The organism is Pseudoruminococcus massiliensis (genome assembly GCF_900291955.1).
Classification (GTDB): domain Bacteria; phylum Bacillota; class Clostridia; order Oscillospirales; family Acutalibacteraceae; genus Pseudoruminococcus; species Pseudoruminococcus massiliensis.
On sequence record NZ_OLMR01000001.1, the window covers coordinates 310,042 to 326,524 of the forward strand.

Genomic DNA, 16,483 nt, shown 5'->3' on the forward strand with positions numbered 1-16,483 from the left:
CCAATACCTCACTATCGCCCTAAAATATTAAATTGCTCATAGTCTTATAAATAAAAGGAATATATAGACAAAATAAAGTAAGGCGTTCCCATAACCCTTCATACTTCATAATGGTATTTTGAAATTGTTCTTTATCTCCCATAACAAAGCAGGCGAAGAAAATAAGAGATAAAACAAATGAGCTTATACTGATAATACCCTCCATTATGTCTTTTTGCTTAAATGATACAATTCCATTTAGAAGCGGAAAAAATAATAAAGCCATAAAACCGATTGCAGCACCTACACCATGTATCTTTGAAGCTGTAGTAATTATGTCTTTGCTTTCGTTTACACTAAAAAATCCAGAAATAAGCCCCGCACCAACAGCAAAAATTCCAATCGAAAGAAGCATGAAAACCGCCAGAACAGGAAACCTTGCTCTTAATGACAAAAAGTATGCACCTGCTGTATATGTTAAGAAACCTCCAAGCCAGATAAGCCATAAATTATAAACAAATCGGACAGGACTTTGCGGACTTCCTAAAGCACTCATAACCATTGTTTTGCCGTTGTATGCAGCATAAAACTGTTCTAATATCCACGGGACTAAAAACTCTCCTATAATCGTGAATAACAAAATTATATTGAATAACCGATTGTCTGCTATGTTCCTCATTTCGTTATTCTCCTAATATTTCTTTATGCTTCCTTGAAAGTTATGGGCTTTTTCCAACAGCGGTCCTTTTGCACCCATAGTAAATGCAATATCACTGCTGCGAATAGATAGCAACTCCATTCCAGATTGTAGTTCTAAGACCGCCAAAGTGCTATGTGGCAATTTAATCACACCATTTTTATCAATATCAAGCCAAGCATATTTACGCCCTTTATATTGCATAAACTCACCCTCTGAAAGCAAACAATCCCTTAATACAGGGCAATCCTCTAAAATATGCTTTAACTTTGAGTTTGACAGCAACGAATATGTAGTAATGCAAAAACCTCCTGTTATTTTGCTTCCTGTAAAGATAATAACTTTCCCATCTCGTGTTGCACCATACTCCAACAATGCTTGTGGTGGAATATGAATTGTTAAATCTGGGCGTATAACAGAAAGCCCAAATACAAATTTACCTCCTTTATTAAGCTGTGGCATAAAAACCTCCTTTTCAAGTATTCCATTTTCAAGTTGATTGTGGTATAATAGTAGTACTTATTAAAACTACTTTATATATAAAGTACTACAAATATAAAGAAATGTCAAGGAGGAAACCGCATGTTATCAAAGCCTGCCACTATGCTTTTAGGTCTTATTTATGAAAAGCCACTTAACGCATATGAGATAATAAAACACTTAAACTACATGAATGTAAAATGGTGGTTTAACATCGCTGATTCAACCGTATATTCTACGCTGAAAACTCTCGAAAAAAAGGAGTACATAATAGGCACAACCGAAAAAGTCGGGAATATGCCAGACCGTACTGTTTATAGTCTTTCTGACAAGGGGAAAGACGAATTTATAGCTACACTAAGGACATCCATCCTGAAATTCAATTATGATACAAACATCTTTTCTATTGCTGCTTTCTTTCTAAATACTTTTTCGCCTTGTGAACAGCGAGAGCTTTTGCAAAAACGCCTTAAGGCTTTACAGAAATACCGTGAAGGGATTGAAAAACAAATCAATCCTTTGTGGGAAAACGAGGTTTCTGCTATTCATTCCGCAAATGTAAAACGGATGATTGATTTAGTAGACGCTGAAATAACAGGAACAAATCGTTTGCTTGATAGCTGTAGTAAAAACGATTAGTATAAGTACATGAAAGAGCCGATGAGCTGTGAATTATCTCACAAGCTCATCGGCTCTGCGTCTTATGCGTCTGAATTTGCGATGATTAGTAGTAGCAAATTCTTTACATTTCGGTATTTACAACTCTTGCTATAGGATATTTTACTTCCTGTAACAAGAGATTTCAAATCGTTTAACTGGAAGCCACATCTCTGTAAAATATATAGGTAAGATTTTCAGAGTATAGGTGGTGAGCTAATGGACGAAAGGAACAATCATTTTGACTTCGATTTTACACCGATAGGACAGGCTATCAAAAAAGCCCGTGAAGCCAGAGGGATGACAAGGGAACAGCTTTCTGGGATAATCGGCTATGCCCCCAGACACATTCAATCTATCGAAAATGAGGGACAGTATCCAAGTATTGAGCTGTTTATTCAACTCATTACGATGTTTGATGTGTCGGTTGACGAATACATATTCCCAAACAAGGAAGTCGAAAAAAGTTCTGTCCGCAGACGCTTAGACGCACAGCTCAACAGATTAGATGATAAAGAGCTTTCCGTCATAGAAGCAACGGTAAACGGGCTATGTAAGGCAAAAGAGCCAGAGGAATAAACCTCTGGTTTTTCTTTTGCCCATTTTTAATAGGCAGGAACGCCGTAGCCATAGATGGAGCTGCTTCCAACCGTATATTGATTTTGCCTGCAAGCGTCTCCAGAGTTACCCTCCACGGTGTAAACGACACCGTTTTCGCATTTATCCACAATGCCTACATGGTCGGTTTCTCCGTCGCCCTCCCAATCAAAGAAAATAATATCGCCTGTCTGCGGCTCGTAGTTTCTGTCTTGCCATTGTCCGTTACCCTTAAACCAATTTGAGCCGTCCACGCAGCCAGAAAATTTAGGGATAATCCCGCTCTCAATATATCCGCATTGGTCGGCACACCATGACACAAAGCAGGCACACCATTCCACACGCCCCTCAAAGCCATACCAACTCCAATAAGGCTGACCGCCCTCATTTCCGAGCTGTGTCAAAGCGACCTCCACAATCGCCTGGTTACCGCCGCTTGTGAACGCCCGCCCGTATGGATAATACCGCAGCACATGGGCGGGATACTGCGTGTCGCCATAGCTGTCCCAACCTAACCGTGCCGCCTGCATGGTGGAAAACTCCACCGCATTGGCATAGGAATAGCCGCCATAGTTGGTCTTAGCCCACGAGATATAGCCATTACCGAAATTGTAACCTTGCAAGGCAAGTTTAATATGCTCCATATCAATCGGATTTTCTACCTCAGCAGAGATAAGGGCAGCCTTTAATTCCTGCACCCCGCACTCAACCGAATATTCTGGGTCTTTAATCCCATTTGGCTCGTGGGGATACCTTGTGTTAAAGCTGCCTTCCGCCGCCTGCATGGGGTCAAGTCCACGCCCGCCAGATTCCTGCATCATTACCGCCTTGATAAGCTCCACATATTCGGGAATACCATACTGTTTGGCATATTTCTGTATCAGCGGCTCATAGGCTTCCACCTCCGCACTGACAGGGGTATAGGCGTTACTTCCGCTTCCGCCGCCAAACAGGGAAACGGCACAGCCGAGCAGGACAACAATGAGAATAATCACAACTGCAATCCAACCACCTGCAATTAAAGCGGAAATCAGAGCTTTTGTACCTGCAATAATCGCCTTGACCGCAGCTATGGTGGCTCTGACCGTCGCTTTCGTTGCTTCGGCGGTTGCCTTTGCGGTGACTTTTGCCGCCTGTGCCGCCTTTTGGGCAGTTTTCGCAGAAGCCTTTGCCGCTACCTGTGCTGTTTTTACTGAGTTTTCCGTCGTTTTGATTGCCGCCTTAGAAGTTGCCTGTGCGGTTTTAATTCCCTTTTCGGTTGTCTTGACCGTTCCCTTAGCAGTTGCTTTCACCGCTTTTTCTGTATTTCGGGCTGTGGTCTTAATCATTTTTTGCCCCTGCTGTCGGGTCTTTATCAACTGCGATTTTGCTGTCTGGGAAACATCGGGGGCAGCGGAACGGCTTGCAGCCCCATGACGGATCTGCAAGCCGTGTTGCTCTGACATATTCTGTGCTGCTTTCTGTTCTGCTGCTTTGACAGCCCGACTTTGCTTGAAATCGGTTATTTTATCTTTTGCCTTACCGATATTATCCTGCGTTGTCTTGACTGCCTTTTGCCCCTGCTTATTGAACTGGTGGATACCTTCGTCCTTTACACGGTCTGCCGCAAAAGAAATCCTGTCCGTAGCATATTCTGTGGCAGAGCTTTCATCAGCGTAATATCCCTGTTCCGCCTTGTCCTTTATCCCCACATAGGCAGATTTCATACGCTCACTGGCTATGGTGGCTTTATCTATGGTCTTTATCGTGCCTTTAACCGCATCTCTGGTTTTAATATCAGCCATAGAAAACCTCCTTTCCCAGAGGATTTGCGTTCAAATCAGCCGACCTTTTTTGCCACTACAACGAGTCTGCCGTTCTGTGCGGAGTATTCGCAGGTGGAAAGGGTAATGAGCCTGTCGCCGTATTCAGCGGTCACACCTGTATCATGCAAAGCAAGCTCCTTGCACTTCCCGACATAGGAATTAAATTCTTCCTCATTCTCCGCATCAACAAAGTCGTAGTATCGGAAGCCCTCAGAACTGTACGCCACAGTCTTAAATACAGCGACGATTTCATACTCTGCCTGCTCTGTGAGGGTATCAAACTGAATAGTCTTGTGTTCCTCATAGAAGCTCTTGGACTTGTAATCCTCCAACGCTCCAAACATCTTGCCACCCTTGATGTGATGACCGTAGATAACCAGATTGTCACTTTCGGCAATATCACAATTCTCCTGCACATAAGGCGTACCTAAGTCGCTGTACTCTTTTTCAAAATTGTGCTTCAGATAAAAATTCGGATTGTTCCTGCTCTGCATCACAGGATAATTGATTGTCGTGCCGGCAATGGAAATCCAACCGACCATATCCTCATTCTGTAAATACAATTCCAGATACTTGGCAAGCACATCTTCTCCCTCGCTGACAGGGGCATCGTCTGGCACGGTTTCATCCGTTGGAGCCTGCTCTACCATCTCGGCAATCTCCTCAAAGGCTTCTGTCTGCTCGTCCACCTCTGCATAGTAATGATAAATGCGGAAGCCGCAAAAAGCCGCCGTACCTAACAGGCACACGGCGGCTACAACACAGATAATAGATTTATAATTCTTCATAGGCTTTTCCTTTCTTATCTTGAAATTTCCGTCTGTTTTCTGGGAGCAGGAAGCTCCCTGCAATATTCGGGGTATCTGACCTTGATACCCTCCATAAAGTAGGGAGCAAACTCACAGCAGAACAACTCCTCTGGCGTGAAATACCGTTCCCGCCCTTCCTCTGCATACCCGTTCCAAAGGTTAAAAGCAAGATGGCAGACCTTGACTGTTCCACTTGTCTGCCAGCCGCCGTGCATACCCTCTGGCTCGATGCAGTCCTCCTTGAAATTGAACATCTGGTTGATGTTCGCCCTCGTTTCCGAAGCGATACCCATCACATAGAAAAACGCCCTGTGATAACAGTCGTTCACTCTGCATTTCATCATATTTTCCAAAAAGAAATCACGATGATCCGTATCACGGAATTTAATATCAGCCATAAAAGACCTCCTTTCTTAGACCTCACCGAACTTGGTCGTCATCAACTTGTAAAGCTCGGTATTGCGTGGGAACTTGTTTACAAACGGTACAAGAGAGCTGCCAACTTTGAGTAATCCCTGTCCTGCACCGACATTCGTGATATAGCTCATCTGAAGGTCGGAGATATTAAGGAGCTTGGCAAGCTCAAGTCTGTCCGTAGATGCTTGGTTAAGCATAATGATAAATTCGCTGTTAGCAAGCATCGTCTTTGCCGTATGGCTCTGCAAAAGGTCGTCCACATTCTGCGTAATACCCGTACAGTACGCACCGTATTTACGCACACGCTTCCAGAGGGTAAAGAGGAAGTTTGCAGAGTATTCATGCTGAAAGAGCAGATAGATTTCATCAATGAAAATAAAAGTGTTTCTGCCTTTGGCTCTGTTCTGCGTGATACGGTTTAAGATGCTGTCAAGCACCACAAGCATACCGATAGGCTGTAACTGCTTGCCCAAATCCAGAATGTCATAGCAGATAAGACGGCTGTGGGTATCAACATTCGTGTGCTTTGCAAAGGTGTTGAGCGACCCGTCCGTAAACAGCTCAATCGCAAGGGCGATTTCCTGTGCTTCTGGCTCATTCTGTTTTAACAGCTCCTCACGGAAGTCCTGCAAGGTGGGCGGCGTTCCCATATAGTTGCCCTGCTGATAATAGCGGTACACGCTTGCCGTGCAGCGGTCAATGATGGATTTCTGCTTTGCTCCCAAGTTCGTGCCACCGATGAGCTGTTCGCAAAGGGATAAAATAAACTCCGATTTCAAAATGACAGGGTTTGCACCGTCACCGTAATCGGAGTTCATATCCATAGCATTGATGTGATTTTCACTTGTCGCAGAGATATGAATGACTTCTCCCTTCATTGCTTTCACAAGCGGGGAATACTCACGCTCTGGGTCAATGATGATAATATCAGCGTTGGGGTCGGTCAGAATGATATTCGTCATTTCTTCCTTTGCGGTAAAGGATTTTCCTGCACCCGACACACCGAGAATAAAGGAATTGCCGTTAAGGAGCTGCCTGCGGTTGGCGATAATCATATTTTTGCTGATAACATTCTGACCGTAATACACACCGTTTTCATGGTAGATTTCCTGCACACGGAACGGGATAAACACTGCAAGGCTCTCTGTTGTGAGGGTACGCAGGGCATCTATCTTCCGTACACCAAATGGCAGGGCTGTATTCAATCCGTCCATCTGCTGATATTTCAGCACCGCAAACTGGCACAAATGCTTTCTTGCGGTAGTCAAGAGAGCTTCTGTATCATTGTCGAGCTGCTCTTTGGAATCTGCCGTATGCACCATCGTCAGCACGGCAAACATCATTCTCTGGTCACGGATTGTCAAATCATCCAGAAATTCCTTGCTTTCTTTTCGCTGCTGTTCCAAATCATAGGGGATAACGGCAGAAAAATTGTTGTTCTGGTTCTGCTTCCTCTGCCAATTCGTGATATTGGTTTCCACACCAAGCAGACGGTTTTCCACCTCCCGCACGGCTTCATCTGTGGGAACGGGGATAATATCAACGGACAGCATCATATTCCTGTTCAGCTCACAAAGCTCCGCAACCATACTGTCCTTGATATATGCCGCATACTCTCTGAGAAAAATCACACGCCCATATCTGTCACCCATTCTGAAGCAGTCGCTCTCAAATTCAAAGGTATCAGGGCAGATAAAATCCTTGAAATCGTGACCTTTCCGCATCGTCTGGGTAATATCGAAGTGGAACGCTGTTTCTTCTCCTGTACGGTAGAAGTCGTGGAAGATACGCAGCTTGTCGCCTGCGTCCAGTTCCACACACTTCGACCCCAGACGGTTAAAGTGGGCGATAAGGTCAGCACCCACACGGGCGAAGTAGTTTCGGGCTTCCTCGATATTCTTCTTGCAGACAGATACGGTTACATACTTATCCTGTACGATGGAATTAGCCCCTGTCGCCTTATCCAGAAGCATTTTGTTGTATTCCTTGCGGTACTTATCCAGACCGTCATCAGCCATTGGGATTAAAATAGTCTGTTCAAAATCAGCTTTGTTCAAGCGACGGTTGTTGATAGTGATTTTCGTGGTCGCACCGCTGTCAAGGGAATTAAGAAGCTCCGAGTATTCAAGGAACATTGCTTCCTTATCCTCACGGCTTGCCACGGCATAGTTTATATCCTCAAATTTAAAGGTCTTTGCGTACTTGTTCCTGCCGACAAGGAATATGCCGTCCTCCCAGATTGTCTTAATCGGGATAACATTCTGTACCGACTTCGGCACAACAAACTTTTCCCTGTCCTGCTTGAACAGATTTTTAAGAGTTCTCAGCATTGTTTACCTCCTTGCTGCGTTTCGCTTTTTTCTTTTTCGTTTTCTTTGGTTTCGGTGTCCTGCCTTTCTGCTTTTTCCGTACTGTCGGCAACCCTTTTTCATGGGCTTCAATGGTCGGCTTCATCGTTTCGTAATAGAGATTATCTGGCAGGAACATCAGCTTTTTCGGCATCAGAAATTCCGATTTAATCCACGCCCAGACAAACTGCTCTGCGGTCATACCGTTGTATTTGATAAATCCCATTGCCGCAAAGGGGAACGCACCTAAGATACAAACCCAACTGAGGGTTTCCGTACCAAACCGTGGACGGAGAAGAAAATACAAACCCACCGCCACGCCGCAGGCAAGGACAGAAAAAATGAACTGTCTGAGGGACAGTCCAAAAAACATACTCTCCGTATAATTACGGATTTCCTTATTTATCTTGACTTCCAATCATAGCACCTCCCTTACAAGCCCATCATTTCTCTTACAACACGGTCTGCCATTTTGACCGCACCGACAAGGACGAGCATATTGAACACAAGCTCCCCGATATAGCTCCATACCATTGTAACCGCCGCCGCATCGGGATTGACCACAGGCGGAGAAGAAGCAAATAGGGAAAAGATAATGCAGGCAAGCACGATAACCGCACCTTCAAGGCATACAGCGGCATAGCTCTTAATGAAGCTCTTGCCGACACTTTGGCTCGGCTCTCCAGCAAAAGTGGAAAGGGGTACGGGTGCTATGGCAGTATAGATATACAGCTTGAAAAACCTGCCATATACCGACATAATCATTATGAATGACAGCACCGTAATAAACAGCCCGCCTATCAGCGTGACCGCCCATAGCGGGATACTCTCAAAAAATCCGCAGTCTTCAACGGCTGTCACGATTTCCTGCGGCAACACCGTCTGCTGTGCCGAGCCAAATCCTGCGGCATTCATAATCGTGGAAATCATACCCTGCACAATCTTAAACAGTGCCATCATCAGTTCTAATCCGTAGGTCACTGCACCTTTGGCAATGGCAAAGCGGATAAACAGCTTCAAAGCCTGCTCTGGTCGCTTGACTTCTGCAAAATTTCCGCAGGTACGCATCACACCCACAACAAAGAACAGCACGAGCAGGGCAAGTCCAATAGCCTGCACCGCACCGTGAATATCCACGATGACATTCCATATCGTGCCTCCCTTAAAGTTCTCTGGGGATTGGGTAATGAGCTGCCATATCTCGGCTAATTTCTTATTCCAGGTGTTTAGGGCGTTCTCTAAATTCTGTACCACCCAGTTATCAGACATTTGACCACCTCCTTGATGATATTAGATAACGGGAGCGAGTTCCGCACTCGGCGGATCTGCTCCCGTTATCTTTTTGTGTCAGTCTGTTATCTTAGCCTGTGATAAGAGTCAAGATTTCTTTTGCGAAGGTAATGACAACGCCGCCTGCAAGGGTCAAAAATCCGTTAGCTCTCTGGGACGGGTCATGGGATTTGAGAGAAAGACCAATCTGCACGATACCAAAGCCGAGCATAATCATACCAACAGCCCTCACCAGACCGAAAATGAAATCGGACAGATTGTTGACTACCTGAATGGGGTCATTGGCAGCAAAGGCGGTTACGGAAGTACCAAGCACAAATGTCATTGCCATAACAGCCATACAGTAATAACGGAAGCCTTTCTTAACCTTTCCAGTCATCGGCAGTTTCGTGGTTTTCTTGTTCTCGTTCTTCTTAAAAAGTTTCATAGGGTAAATCCTCCTTATAAATTGAATATTTCTTCCAAGTCCTCATCGGACAGAAGCTCATAGGAAGTGCTGACAGCTTTCACGCTCACGGCGTTATCTGGAATATCACTGTCAAACACAAGGGTTGCGACAGCCTGCGTAGGCTCTCCGTGGATATACGGCGGTTGCCCTCCGTCAGCCGTCAGCTTCACATTCGGGTGCTTCAAGATGTCATACTTGAAGTCCATAACGGGGCGTTCTCCACGCACAAAAAGAAGTGCGTAACGGTTATCAAGCATACGCACTTCGTCTGGGGTCATCAGCTCACGCCCCGAAATCTGATAATTTGTTGAATAGTTACCACTCCGCCCAGAGCTTTTCCCGTAGGTGTTGGTATCAATGGTTTCCTTGCCCAAAAGCTCTGACACATATTTGTGGGTGCTTTGCTCGTTGCCACCCAGATACAGAAACTCATCGCAGTTGCCAACAATGCTTTCCCATTGCTTTTCAAAAAGGGCTTTGAGCTGTGCCAGATTTTGCAGGATAATGGATACCGATACCCCTCTGGAACGCATAACGGACAGGATTTTATCAAAGTCATCAGGCAATGAAACATTCGCAAATTCGTCCATTATGAAATGGCAATGCACAGGCAGGCTTCCGCCGTACTTGTGGTCTGCCAGATAAAAAAGCTGTTGAAAGAGCTGGGTATAAAGGATACTGACAAGGAAGTTAAAGCTCGTGTCGTTGTCTGGTATCAGAGCGAACAGAGCGACCTTCTTTTCTCCCAGACTTGGCAGGTCAAGCTCATCGGTGGCGGTAAGCCCTGCAAGGCTCTCCAGATTGAATTTTTCAAGCCTTGCGGCAAGGGTTATCTGGATACTCTTTAAGGTCTTTGCACTACCACTGTGGTAATCCCTGTAATACTTTAGGGCGATATGCTCTGGGTTTACCATTTCCAGACGGTCAAACAGCTCGTCCAGAGGGCTTACATAGCTGTCATCGTCCTCTCGGACTTCGCCTGCACGGAGCAGCTCCATAACCATCGGGAAATTCTGCTCGTCTGGCGGTGCTTCATATTTCAGATAGAACACCAGAGCCAGAAGCAGCATACTCGCCGCCGTATCCCAGAACGGGTCTTGCGACTGTGAGCCTTTCGGCGTGGTCGCCTTAAACAAGTTTGTTACCAACCTCTGAACATCGTTATCGTTCCGCAGATAGACAAAGGGATTGTAACAATGGCTGCGGTGCATATTGATAAGGTCAAGCACACGCACCTCATAGCCTTTGTTTTCCAACAGACCGCCGATGTCACGGACGATTTCGCCCTTTGGGTCGAGTATTACAAAAGATGTGTTGCACTGCATAGCATTTGGCTTGCAGAAAAACCTCGTTTTTCCCGCACCAGAGCCGCCGCAGACTAAAATATTCAGATTCCTACGGTGCTTTTTCCCGTCCAACCCGATACGGACATTCTGAGTCAAGAGCTTATTGGCTGACGGGTCTTTATCTCGGTACTTCTTATTCAAAGCACCTGCGTTGCCCCATTTCGCAGAGCCGTGTTCCTCACGCCTGCGGTAATTCCTGAGTGTAGAGAAATAAACGCCGATGCCCATAGCGTAGGCAAGTAAAAAAATAAGGACAGTCTTTACGCTGTCCTCACATACCATTATTTCAAACGGATTGCCCATCGCCACAGGCAGACCTCGGATAATCTCTACAAGACCGCCGCTGACATAGGGTGCTGTCAGCAGGGCAAGCCATACGACAGGAAGTATGCCGCAGACAGAAAGGATTAGGCTCGTTTTCTGGTCATCGTTCCTCATTGCACCTGCAATGCACGACCTTAACCTTTTTTGTCGGAGCGTGTGCCACCTTGCTTATCAGCTCGTCAACAGGCTCGGTGGGGCGTTCCTCCTGTAACTGCCTTGTACGCAGGGTGTTTAAGGCGTTGATGACGATATTCTTATCGTACTTATCAAGTGCGATATGGTATCGTTTCTCTCTCATAGTCTGCACCTCCGATTAGCGTTCCTGCTCTTTGTTCTTTGCAGGCTTGTTCTTCTCCATACTCTTATACATATCGCTCTGGATTTCGCCCAGAACATCACGCATCGTGCCAAGCTCTCCCTTGAACGCCTGTGTATCCATTTCCGCATACTCTCTGGGAAGTCTGGAAAAGTCAAAACCTCTGGTATCCACGCCATAACGGGAGCTTACCATATAGGCAACGCAGAAGGATTTGAAATCGGAAGCATCACGGCTCTCGTTGTGCTTAAAGTCATAGACCGCCGCCGACACTTCTTTTGCCATACTCACGAACAGCACTTCCTCGGAAAGCCCCTTCTTGACAAAAATGGTCTGCTGAGAGCTGTCATAATAGGCAGGCAGTTCAAGCTCACCGACAGGAACACAGGGTACAGGGCTTGCATCAATCAGAGCCGACACAAGCTCACGCATGGATTTCGGCTCCTGTTCCTGCTGCCTGTCCTTTGCCGAGGTTTCGGAAATATCATAAACCACTTTGGCATTGTAAGAGACGCCCTTTGTCCCGTCCTCACGGGTGTATTCCTTGCTCGGCTCAAGGATAATGATTTTCTGTGCGTCCTTGTTCACATAGACACGGTTCGCTTTCCATTTGCTGTACTCTTTAAGCTGCGTTGCTTCGGGCATCTGTGCTGATACCAGAATAGCGTTAGCCACGGAGTAACGGTCAAAGCGACCCTGCACATCAAGATACTGACGGAAGCTGTCGCCGCTTGCCACCATTTCAGAGCAGGTATTGTCAATCAGCTCATAGGCTTCTTTCCGCTGTGCCTGCTTTGCGGCAGCCCATTCCTCTTTATCAAAAGGTCTGTTGCCGCCGCTGAATACATCGTAAATACTCATAGCTGTTTACCTCGTTTCTTTGGATTTTGGTTTCTTTTTCTTTCTTGGGGGCTGTTTATGCTCCGTTTTCCTGTTAGCACTTTTCGCCCTGTCGGAAGCACCGCTTTTGTCCAGGTCGGAAGTGCCAATCTCTGCTTCCTGCTCCTTGCGGCTCTCCTTGATTTTCCGCAGTTCCTCTCTGACAGAAGGTTTCTCCTTAGTCATAGTAGCCCCCTCTGCGGACTTCTTTGGCTGCTCTAAGGTAGGCTCGGACTGAGGGGATTTTTCTGCCTTTGCCACCGAGGGGTTTGGGGCGTTTTCCTCCTTCTGGACAGGCTTGCCCATAAGCTCGTCAAGCAGCTTGTCTTTCTCCGCCTTTTCCTGCACACCAATATCTGGCTCTGGCTGACCGTCCTTTGCATCTTTGGATTTCTCGGCTTCCGTCACAATAGAAGCGGTATCCACCGAAGCAAGATTAAAGCGTTCCACGATACGACTGATTTTCGATGCGTCCTCGGCACGGGCGATGACATCGACCTCCGCATTGGGGTCTTTGTTTTTCCTGTCCGTGAGGACACAGTAAAGCACACCGTATTTTTTCGCTTCCTGCGTGAACTTCTTTAAGTCGCCGTTTTTGACGGTAAAGACTTTCAGCTCCTTACCAGAACGGAGCATACTCGTCAGCCTTGCTTTGCCTTTGGTTTTCTTTTCTTCTTTGAGAATGGAATACAACAGGATAGCGATGTTCTTCGCACCTGCACCTGTAATTTTGGCAGCGACCTCAAAGCCCTCCAAGCTCATTCGGGCGATTTGTTCTGCCGCTTCGCCGCCTGTGTTCATTCTTCATCAGCTCCTTTCTTTGCTGTTCGTGTTCGTCTGCCCGTATCGTCTGCAATTTTTCCTTGAGGGTATCACTACGGGCGGAAATGCCCTCGCACAGTCTGACCTCCTTTCGGATAATTTTCAGCCGCCCCGAAATATCGGACAGCTCTGCCTTGACTGCTTCCTTTTCTTCGCCGCTTGTTCTGCGGGATTTAGAGTAAAGCTCCTTTCTCTTCTGAAGCAGGGCAGACATCTCCGTTTTCAGAGAGCCTTTATATGAACAAAGCTGCTCCGCCGTATCAATGTGATTGCGGCAAAGCAGCCTTGTTTCCTGTGTGATGGCTTCCATCTTCATAAGGTCGTCCTTTAAGAGATAATGAAGCCGTGCATAATTTTGTTTTCTGCCTTTTGGCAGGATACCGAGCTTGTAGCAGTAATGGAGATACAGTCCACGCAAGCCACCAATTTTCTTAGCGTTCTTCAAAGAGCCTTTGACCCGATAGACCTTAATCTGTGGCTGTGGCTCCGAGAAGCTCTGGAATTTGACCGCATAGGAATTTTCTCTGATACGCTCCATAATCCTGTCATTGGTGTATTCCTCTCCGAGCTTATAAAGCCGCTTGGGTCTTTGCCAGCCCTTGCCGATAATCGTCCAATACTTGCGGTTGGGGTCAAAGTTTATGCGGTAGCCCATTTCTGCCAACTGGCGGTCAAAGTCTTTCAGCGTGAATGATTTGCTGATAGCTTCGTCCACCGCCTGTCTTGCAACATTATCCCTCGTGGGTCGCCCCTGCTTTTCGGCTTGGTAAAGGGCGTAGGGCTTTTTCTTGCCGCTTGGGTGTTCGATGACGGACAGGGCATACTCACGGCAAAGCTCATCGGAGTGCTGACGGAGCAGCCGCAGATTTGCTTTGTTGTCGTGGTAGTGCATACCGTCAGCAAAAGAAACAGAGTTCACGACAAAGTGATTATGCAGGCAGTCGGTATTCAGATGGGTGGCAACGATGACTTGAAATCTGTTGCCCCACATTCGCTCAGCAAGTTTAACGCCGACTTCGTGAGCCTGCTCTGGCGTAACCTCACCGTGCTTGAAGCTCTGAAAGCCGTGGTAACAGACAATCTCGCTCATGTCGTTCCACCCCGCTTTGGTAATCATCATTTCATCTCTAGCGGTGGTCGGGTCACAGTTTACGCCTGTGACAAAGAAACGCTGCTCGGTCTTATTCTTATTAGTAGCGTACTCCATTACATCGACCATCGCCTGCAGGTCGGCTTCGGTGTATTTGGGGTTGGCTGTCTTTTCGGGATTTTCGGCATAGTCGATTGGGTGGTCGAGCCTGCCACGCACATCCCATATCTCGCAGACCGCCATTACGATGACCTGCGTGGAAGCAGATACCTTTTGCGAATTTCAATCTGAAATTCGTGCCACCTCCTTGCTTCCTCACGGAGCATCGGAGTATCCACAAAGCCGAGGGCGTTTGCCTTAACCGCAAGCTGATTGATACGGTTGCCAATAGCGGACAGCTCACGCATCATTTTATAGAACTCTGGGTCGGGCTTTTCGCAGAGCTGATAGCCCCTTACCATTTCTCTTAAAAAGGCTTCTTTTGAGCGACCCGATTTCCGCACAAGCTCATTAAGGTGTTCGGCTTCCTCCTCAGTCAGACGGAAAAGTATCTGCACATTTCTTTTTCGCATTGTCCACTTCCTTTCTCTCGGAAAGTCTGTTTATCTGCAAGCAGCACATACACGCAACGCCGAACAGACCGCCGAGCATTGTGCCGATAATGAAAAATAAGAACTCACTCATTCTTGAACTCCTTTCTGTTCTCACGGGGTATTAGGGGCTGACCCCTAACAAGCGAATTTGGCTAACCAAATTCAGTGCTTGGTAAGACATCTCATTCTTCGCAGTCCTCCTCATACATACACTCACCGCACACGGGGCAGAAGTACGGACAATCCGAACAATCCTCATTTTCCTGTAGTGTGTTCTCGCACGCACTATCAAGACTGTCCTCTCTCTGCTCGGTAATATCGGCTTCGCCGCAGACAAAATCATCATCAGTAAAGTTGATAAGGTCTGTATCGAACAGGATAATTTTTGTTTTTTCTTTTGCCTGTTCGGGGCTTTCTGCATAGACGGAAACGGTCTTTTGATAATGGGCGGTAAGGGTTACATCATACTTTTTCAATGGTTCATTCCTCGCTTTCAGCATTAAATTTTGATTTGGTTTCGGTATCTTTCTGGGAAAAAACTGCTACACAATCAACGGACATCACTCCTTTCACGCTTAGACTTTGGTCTTGTAATCCCCAGATAGGACAACAAAAAATCGTTGAAGTCCTTGCCGACAGGCGGTGGATCATCAACGATTTTGTAGTCTTTCTGCAACAGTTCTTTCAAAGTAGCGGTACAAAGCCTGCCTACCTTATCATTATCCAGATGCAGAACTATGGTCTTAATTTGTGGATTGGCACTCAAAAAAGTTGTGAGGGCTATGGGTATTTTGCTGTCCTTCATCTCTTTCTTTGGCTGATACACGCCCGAAAGAGAAAGCAGACTCTCCGATTTGCAGTCCTTGTCCTCGCATTTTAGATAAGTGGCATAGGACAGTAAATCAATGGCGGCTTCAAATAAATGCACGGTATCCGCAGGCTTCTTTGCCAGAAGTCGGAACGAATACCGCTTGTCGCTGCCCGATGCGTCCTGCTTGAAAGTGCTGCCGAGAGTGCCTCGCAGGGCGGCATATTTCGGTGTTCCGCTTTCGTCTTTGCCGATAAAAACAGCATTGTGATAATCGGCACTTTCATAAAGCGTGCCATCTGAGATACACTCCTGTATGAGCTGATAGTCAATACCACGCCCGAAAAGATACTGTATCACTCTGTTACAATCCTTATTTTTTGGCGGCAGAAGCAGAACTTTCGGCTCATCTTTCTTGGGAGTAGGGGGTGGCTTCCAGTCCGCCATAGTCTGTCCCGTGAGAATTTCCACGGCTTCCACAAAGTCATATTCCTTAACTTTGATAAGATAATCGAGGGCAGAATAGCCGCCGAAACCTCTCGACCACCAATACCATTTACCGTTGGAAATCTTTAAGCTGTCGTGTTCTGCGGTACAGTACACATTGCTTGTGCCTTTGACCTTAACAAGATTGCTCGGCTCAAACTCCCGCAGATAGGATAACAGGTCAATCTGTCGTATCCGTTCAAGCACATCTGGGTCAATCTGCACATAGGGTTGCTTAGTTCTCAATGGATAAAATCACCTCCAGAAATAGAAAAAACCGAGGGGCTTTCGT

The 16,483-nt window shown here is 46.4% G+C and carries 19 protein-coding genes and 1 pseudogene; 2 read left to right on the forward strand and 18 right to left on the reverse strand.

Features of this window, described 5'->3' with window-relative positions; genetic code table 11:
- Nucleotides 1–19: 19 nt before the first annotated feature.
- On the reverse strand, nt 20–658 hold the full coding sequence (locus C9914_RS01480) for a DUF998 domain-containing protein (protein ID WP_106762884.1): 639 nt from the start codon (nt 656–658) through the stop codon (nt 20–22).
- Between the two features lie 12 nt (nt 659–670).
- The gene (locus C9914_RS01485; RefSeq protein WP_106762885.1) at nt 671–1,138 is read right to left on the reverse strand and encodes a hypothetical protein; all 468 of its coding nucleotides are present in this window, start codon (nt 1,136–1,138) and stop codon (nt 671–673) included.
- 120 nt (nt 1,139–1,258) lie between these two features.
- Between C9914_RS01485 and C9914_RS01490 the strand changes: the two genes are divergently transcribed.
- Nucleotides 1,259–1,795, forward strand: coding sequence for a PadR family transcriptional regulator (locus C9914_RS01490; protein ID WP_106762887.1), 537 nt, complete (start codon nt 1,259–1,261; stop codon nt 1,793–1,795).
- A 237-nt stretch (nt 1,796–2,032) separates the two neighbouring features.
- Complete coding sequence (locus tag C9914_RS01495; RefSeq protein WP_074082584.1) at nt 2,033–2,392, forward strand: helix-turn-helix transcriptional regulator; 360 nt, start codon at nt 2,033–2,035, stop codon at nt 2,390–2,392.
- A 26-nt stretch (nt 2,393–2,418) separates the two neighbouring features.
- On the opposite strand, the gene C9914_RS01500 is transcribed toward C9914_RS01495, so the two are convergent.
- The 16 genes and pseudogenes from C9914_RS01500 to C9914_RS01575 all read right to left on the reverse strand — a co-directional run bounded on the left by C9914_RS01500 (nt 2,419) and on the right by C9914_RS01575 (nt 16,437).
- Nucleotides 2,419–4,194, reverse strand: coding sequence for a lysozyme family protein (locus C9914_RS01500; protein ID WP_106762889.1), 1,776 nt, complete (start codon nt 4,192–4,194; stop codon nt 2,419–2,421).
- 35 nt (nt 4,195–4,229) lie between these two features.
- Entirely contained in the window at nt 4,230–5,003 is a 774-nt protein-coding gene (srtB, locus tag C9914_RS01505; protein WP_106762891.1) for a class B sortase, read from the reverse strand.
- Nucleotides 5,004–5,017: 14 nt separating this feature from the next.
- Nucleotides 5,018–5,422 (reverse strand): DUF6075 family protein, encoded by a 405-nt coding sequence (locus C9914_RS01510; protein ID WP_106762892.1) that lies wholly within the window; start codon nt 5,420–5,422, stop codon nt 5,018–5,020.
- A 15-nt stretch (nt 5,423–5,437) separates the two neighbouring features.
- Nucleotides 5,438–7,771 carry a VirB4-like conjugal transfer ATPase, CD1110 family gene (locus C9914_RS01515; protein WP_106762894.1) on the reverse strand — a complete coding sequence of 778 codons (2,334 nt, stop codon included), beginning with the start codon at nt 7,769–7,771 and terminating at the stop codon, nt 5,438–5,440.
- A 94-nt stretch (nt 7,772–7,865) separates the two neighbouring features.
- A pseudogene (locus C9914_RS01520) lies at nt 7,866–8,207 on the reverse strand (PrgI family protein); the annotation flags it as partial.
- Between the two features lie 14 nt (nt 8,208–8,221).
- Nucleotides 8,222–9,058, reverse strand: a complete 837-nt coding sequence (locus tag C9914_RS01525) for a hypothetical protein (protein ID WP_106762896.1) — start codon at nt 9,056–9,058, stop codon at nt 8,222–8,224.
- Between the two features lie 91 nt (nt 9,059–9,149).
- The gene (locus C9914_RS01530; RefSeq protein ID WP_015560134.1) at nt 9,150–9,506 is read right to left on the reverse strand and encodes a hypothetical protein; all 357 of its coding nucleotides are present in this window, start codon (nt 9,504–9,506) and stop codon (nt 9,150–9,152) included.
- 14 nt (nt 9,507–9,520) lie between these two features.
- Complete coding sequence (locus C9914_RS01535) at nt 9,521–11,311, reverse strand: VirD4-like conjugal transfer protein, CD1115 family (protein WP_106762898.1); 1,791 nt, start codon at nt 11,309–11,311, stop codon at nt 9,521–9,523.
- Nucleotides 11,298–11,495 carry a hypothetical protein gene (locus C9914_RS01540; RefSeq protein WP_025577673.1) on the reverse strand — a complete coding sequence of 66 codons (198 nt, stop codon included), beginning with the start codon at nt 11,493–11,495 and terminating at the stop codon, nt 11,298–11,300. Before C9914_RS01540 ends, C9914_RS01535 begins: the two co-directional genes overlap by 14 nt.
- A gap of 15 nt (nt 11,496–11,510) precedes the next feature.
- Nucleotides 11,511–12,374, reverse strand: coding sequence for a hypothetical protein (locus C9914_RS01545; RefSeq protein ID WP_025577671.1), 864 nt, complete (start codon nt 12,372–12,374; stop codon nt 11,511–11,513).
- A 6-nt stretch (nt 12,375–12,380) separates the two neighbouring features.
- Nucleotides 12,381–13,193: a PcfB family protein gene (locus C9914_RS01550; protein WP_106762900.1), complete on the reverse strand. Its 813-nt coding sequence runs from the start codon at nt 13,191–13,193 to the stop codon at nt 12,381–12,383.
- On the reverse strand, nt 13,135–14,547 hold the full coding sequence (locus C9914_RS01555; RefSeq protein ID WP_106762902.1) for a relaxase/mobilization nuclease domain-containing protein: 1,413 nt from the start codon (nt 14,545–14,547) through the stop codon (nt 13,135–13,137). Before C9914_RS01555 ends, C9914_RS01550 begins: the two co-directional genes overlap by 59 nt.
- The gene (locus tag C9914_RS01560; RefSeq protein WP_106762904.1) at nt 14,547–14,876 is read right to left on the reverse strand and encodes a plasmid mobilization protein; all 330 of its coding nucleotides are present in this window, start codon (nt 14,874–14,876) and stop codon (nt 14,547–14,549) included. The genes C9914_RS01555 and C9914_RS01560 overlap by 1 nt, the downstream gene beginning before the upstream one ends.
- Entirely contained in the window at nt 14,836–14,988 is a 153-nt protein-coding gene (locus C9914_RS01565; protein WP_006857326.1) for a DUF3789 domain-containing protein, read from the reverse strand. Before C9914_RS01565 ends, C9914_RS01560 begins: the two co-directional genes overlap by 41 nt.
- Before the next feature lie 91 nt (nt 14,989–15,079).
- Entirely contained in the window at nt 15,080–15,373 is a 294-nt protein-coding gene (locus tag C9914_RS01570; RefSeq protein WP_106762906.1) for a hypothetical protein, read from the reverse strand.
- 74 nt (nt 15,374–15,447) lie between these two features.
- Nucleotides 15,448–16,437, reverse strand: a complete 990-nt coding sequence (locus C9914_RS01575; RefSeq protein ID WP_106762907.1) for a DUF3991 and TOPRIM domain-containing protein — start codon at nt 16,435–16,437, stop codon at nt 15,448–15,450.
- Between the last annotated feature and the right edge of the window lie 46 nt (nt 16,438–16,483).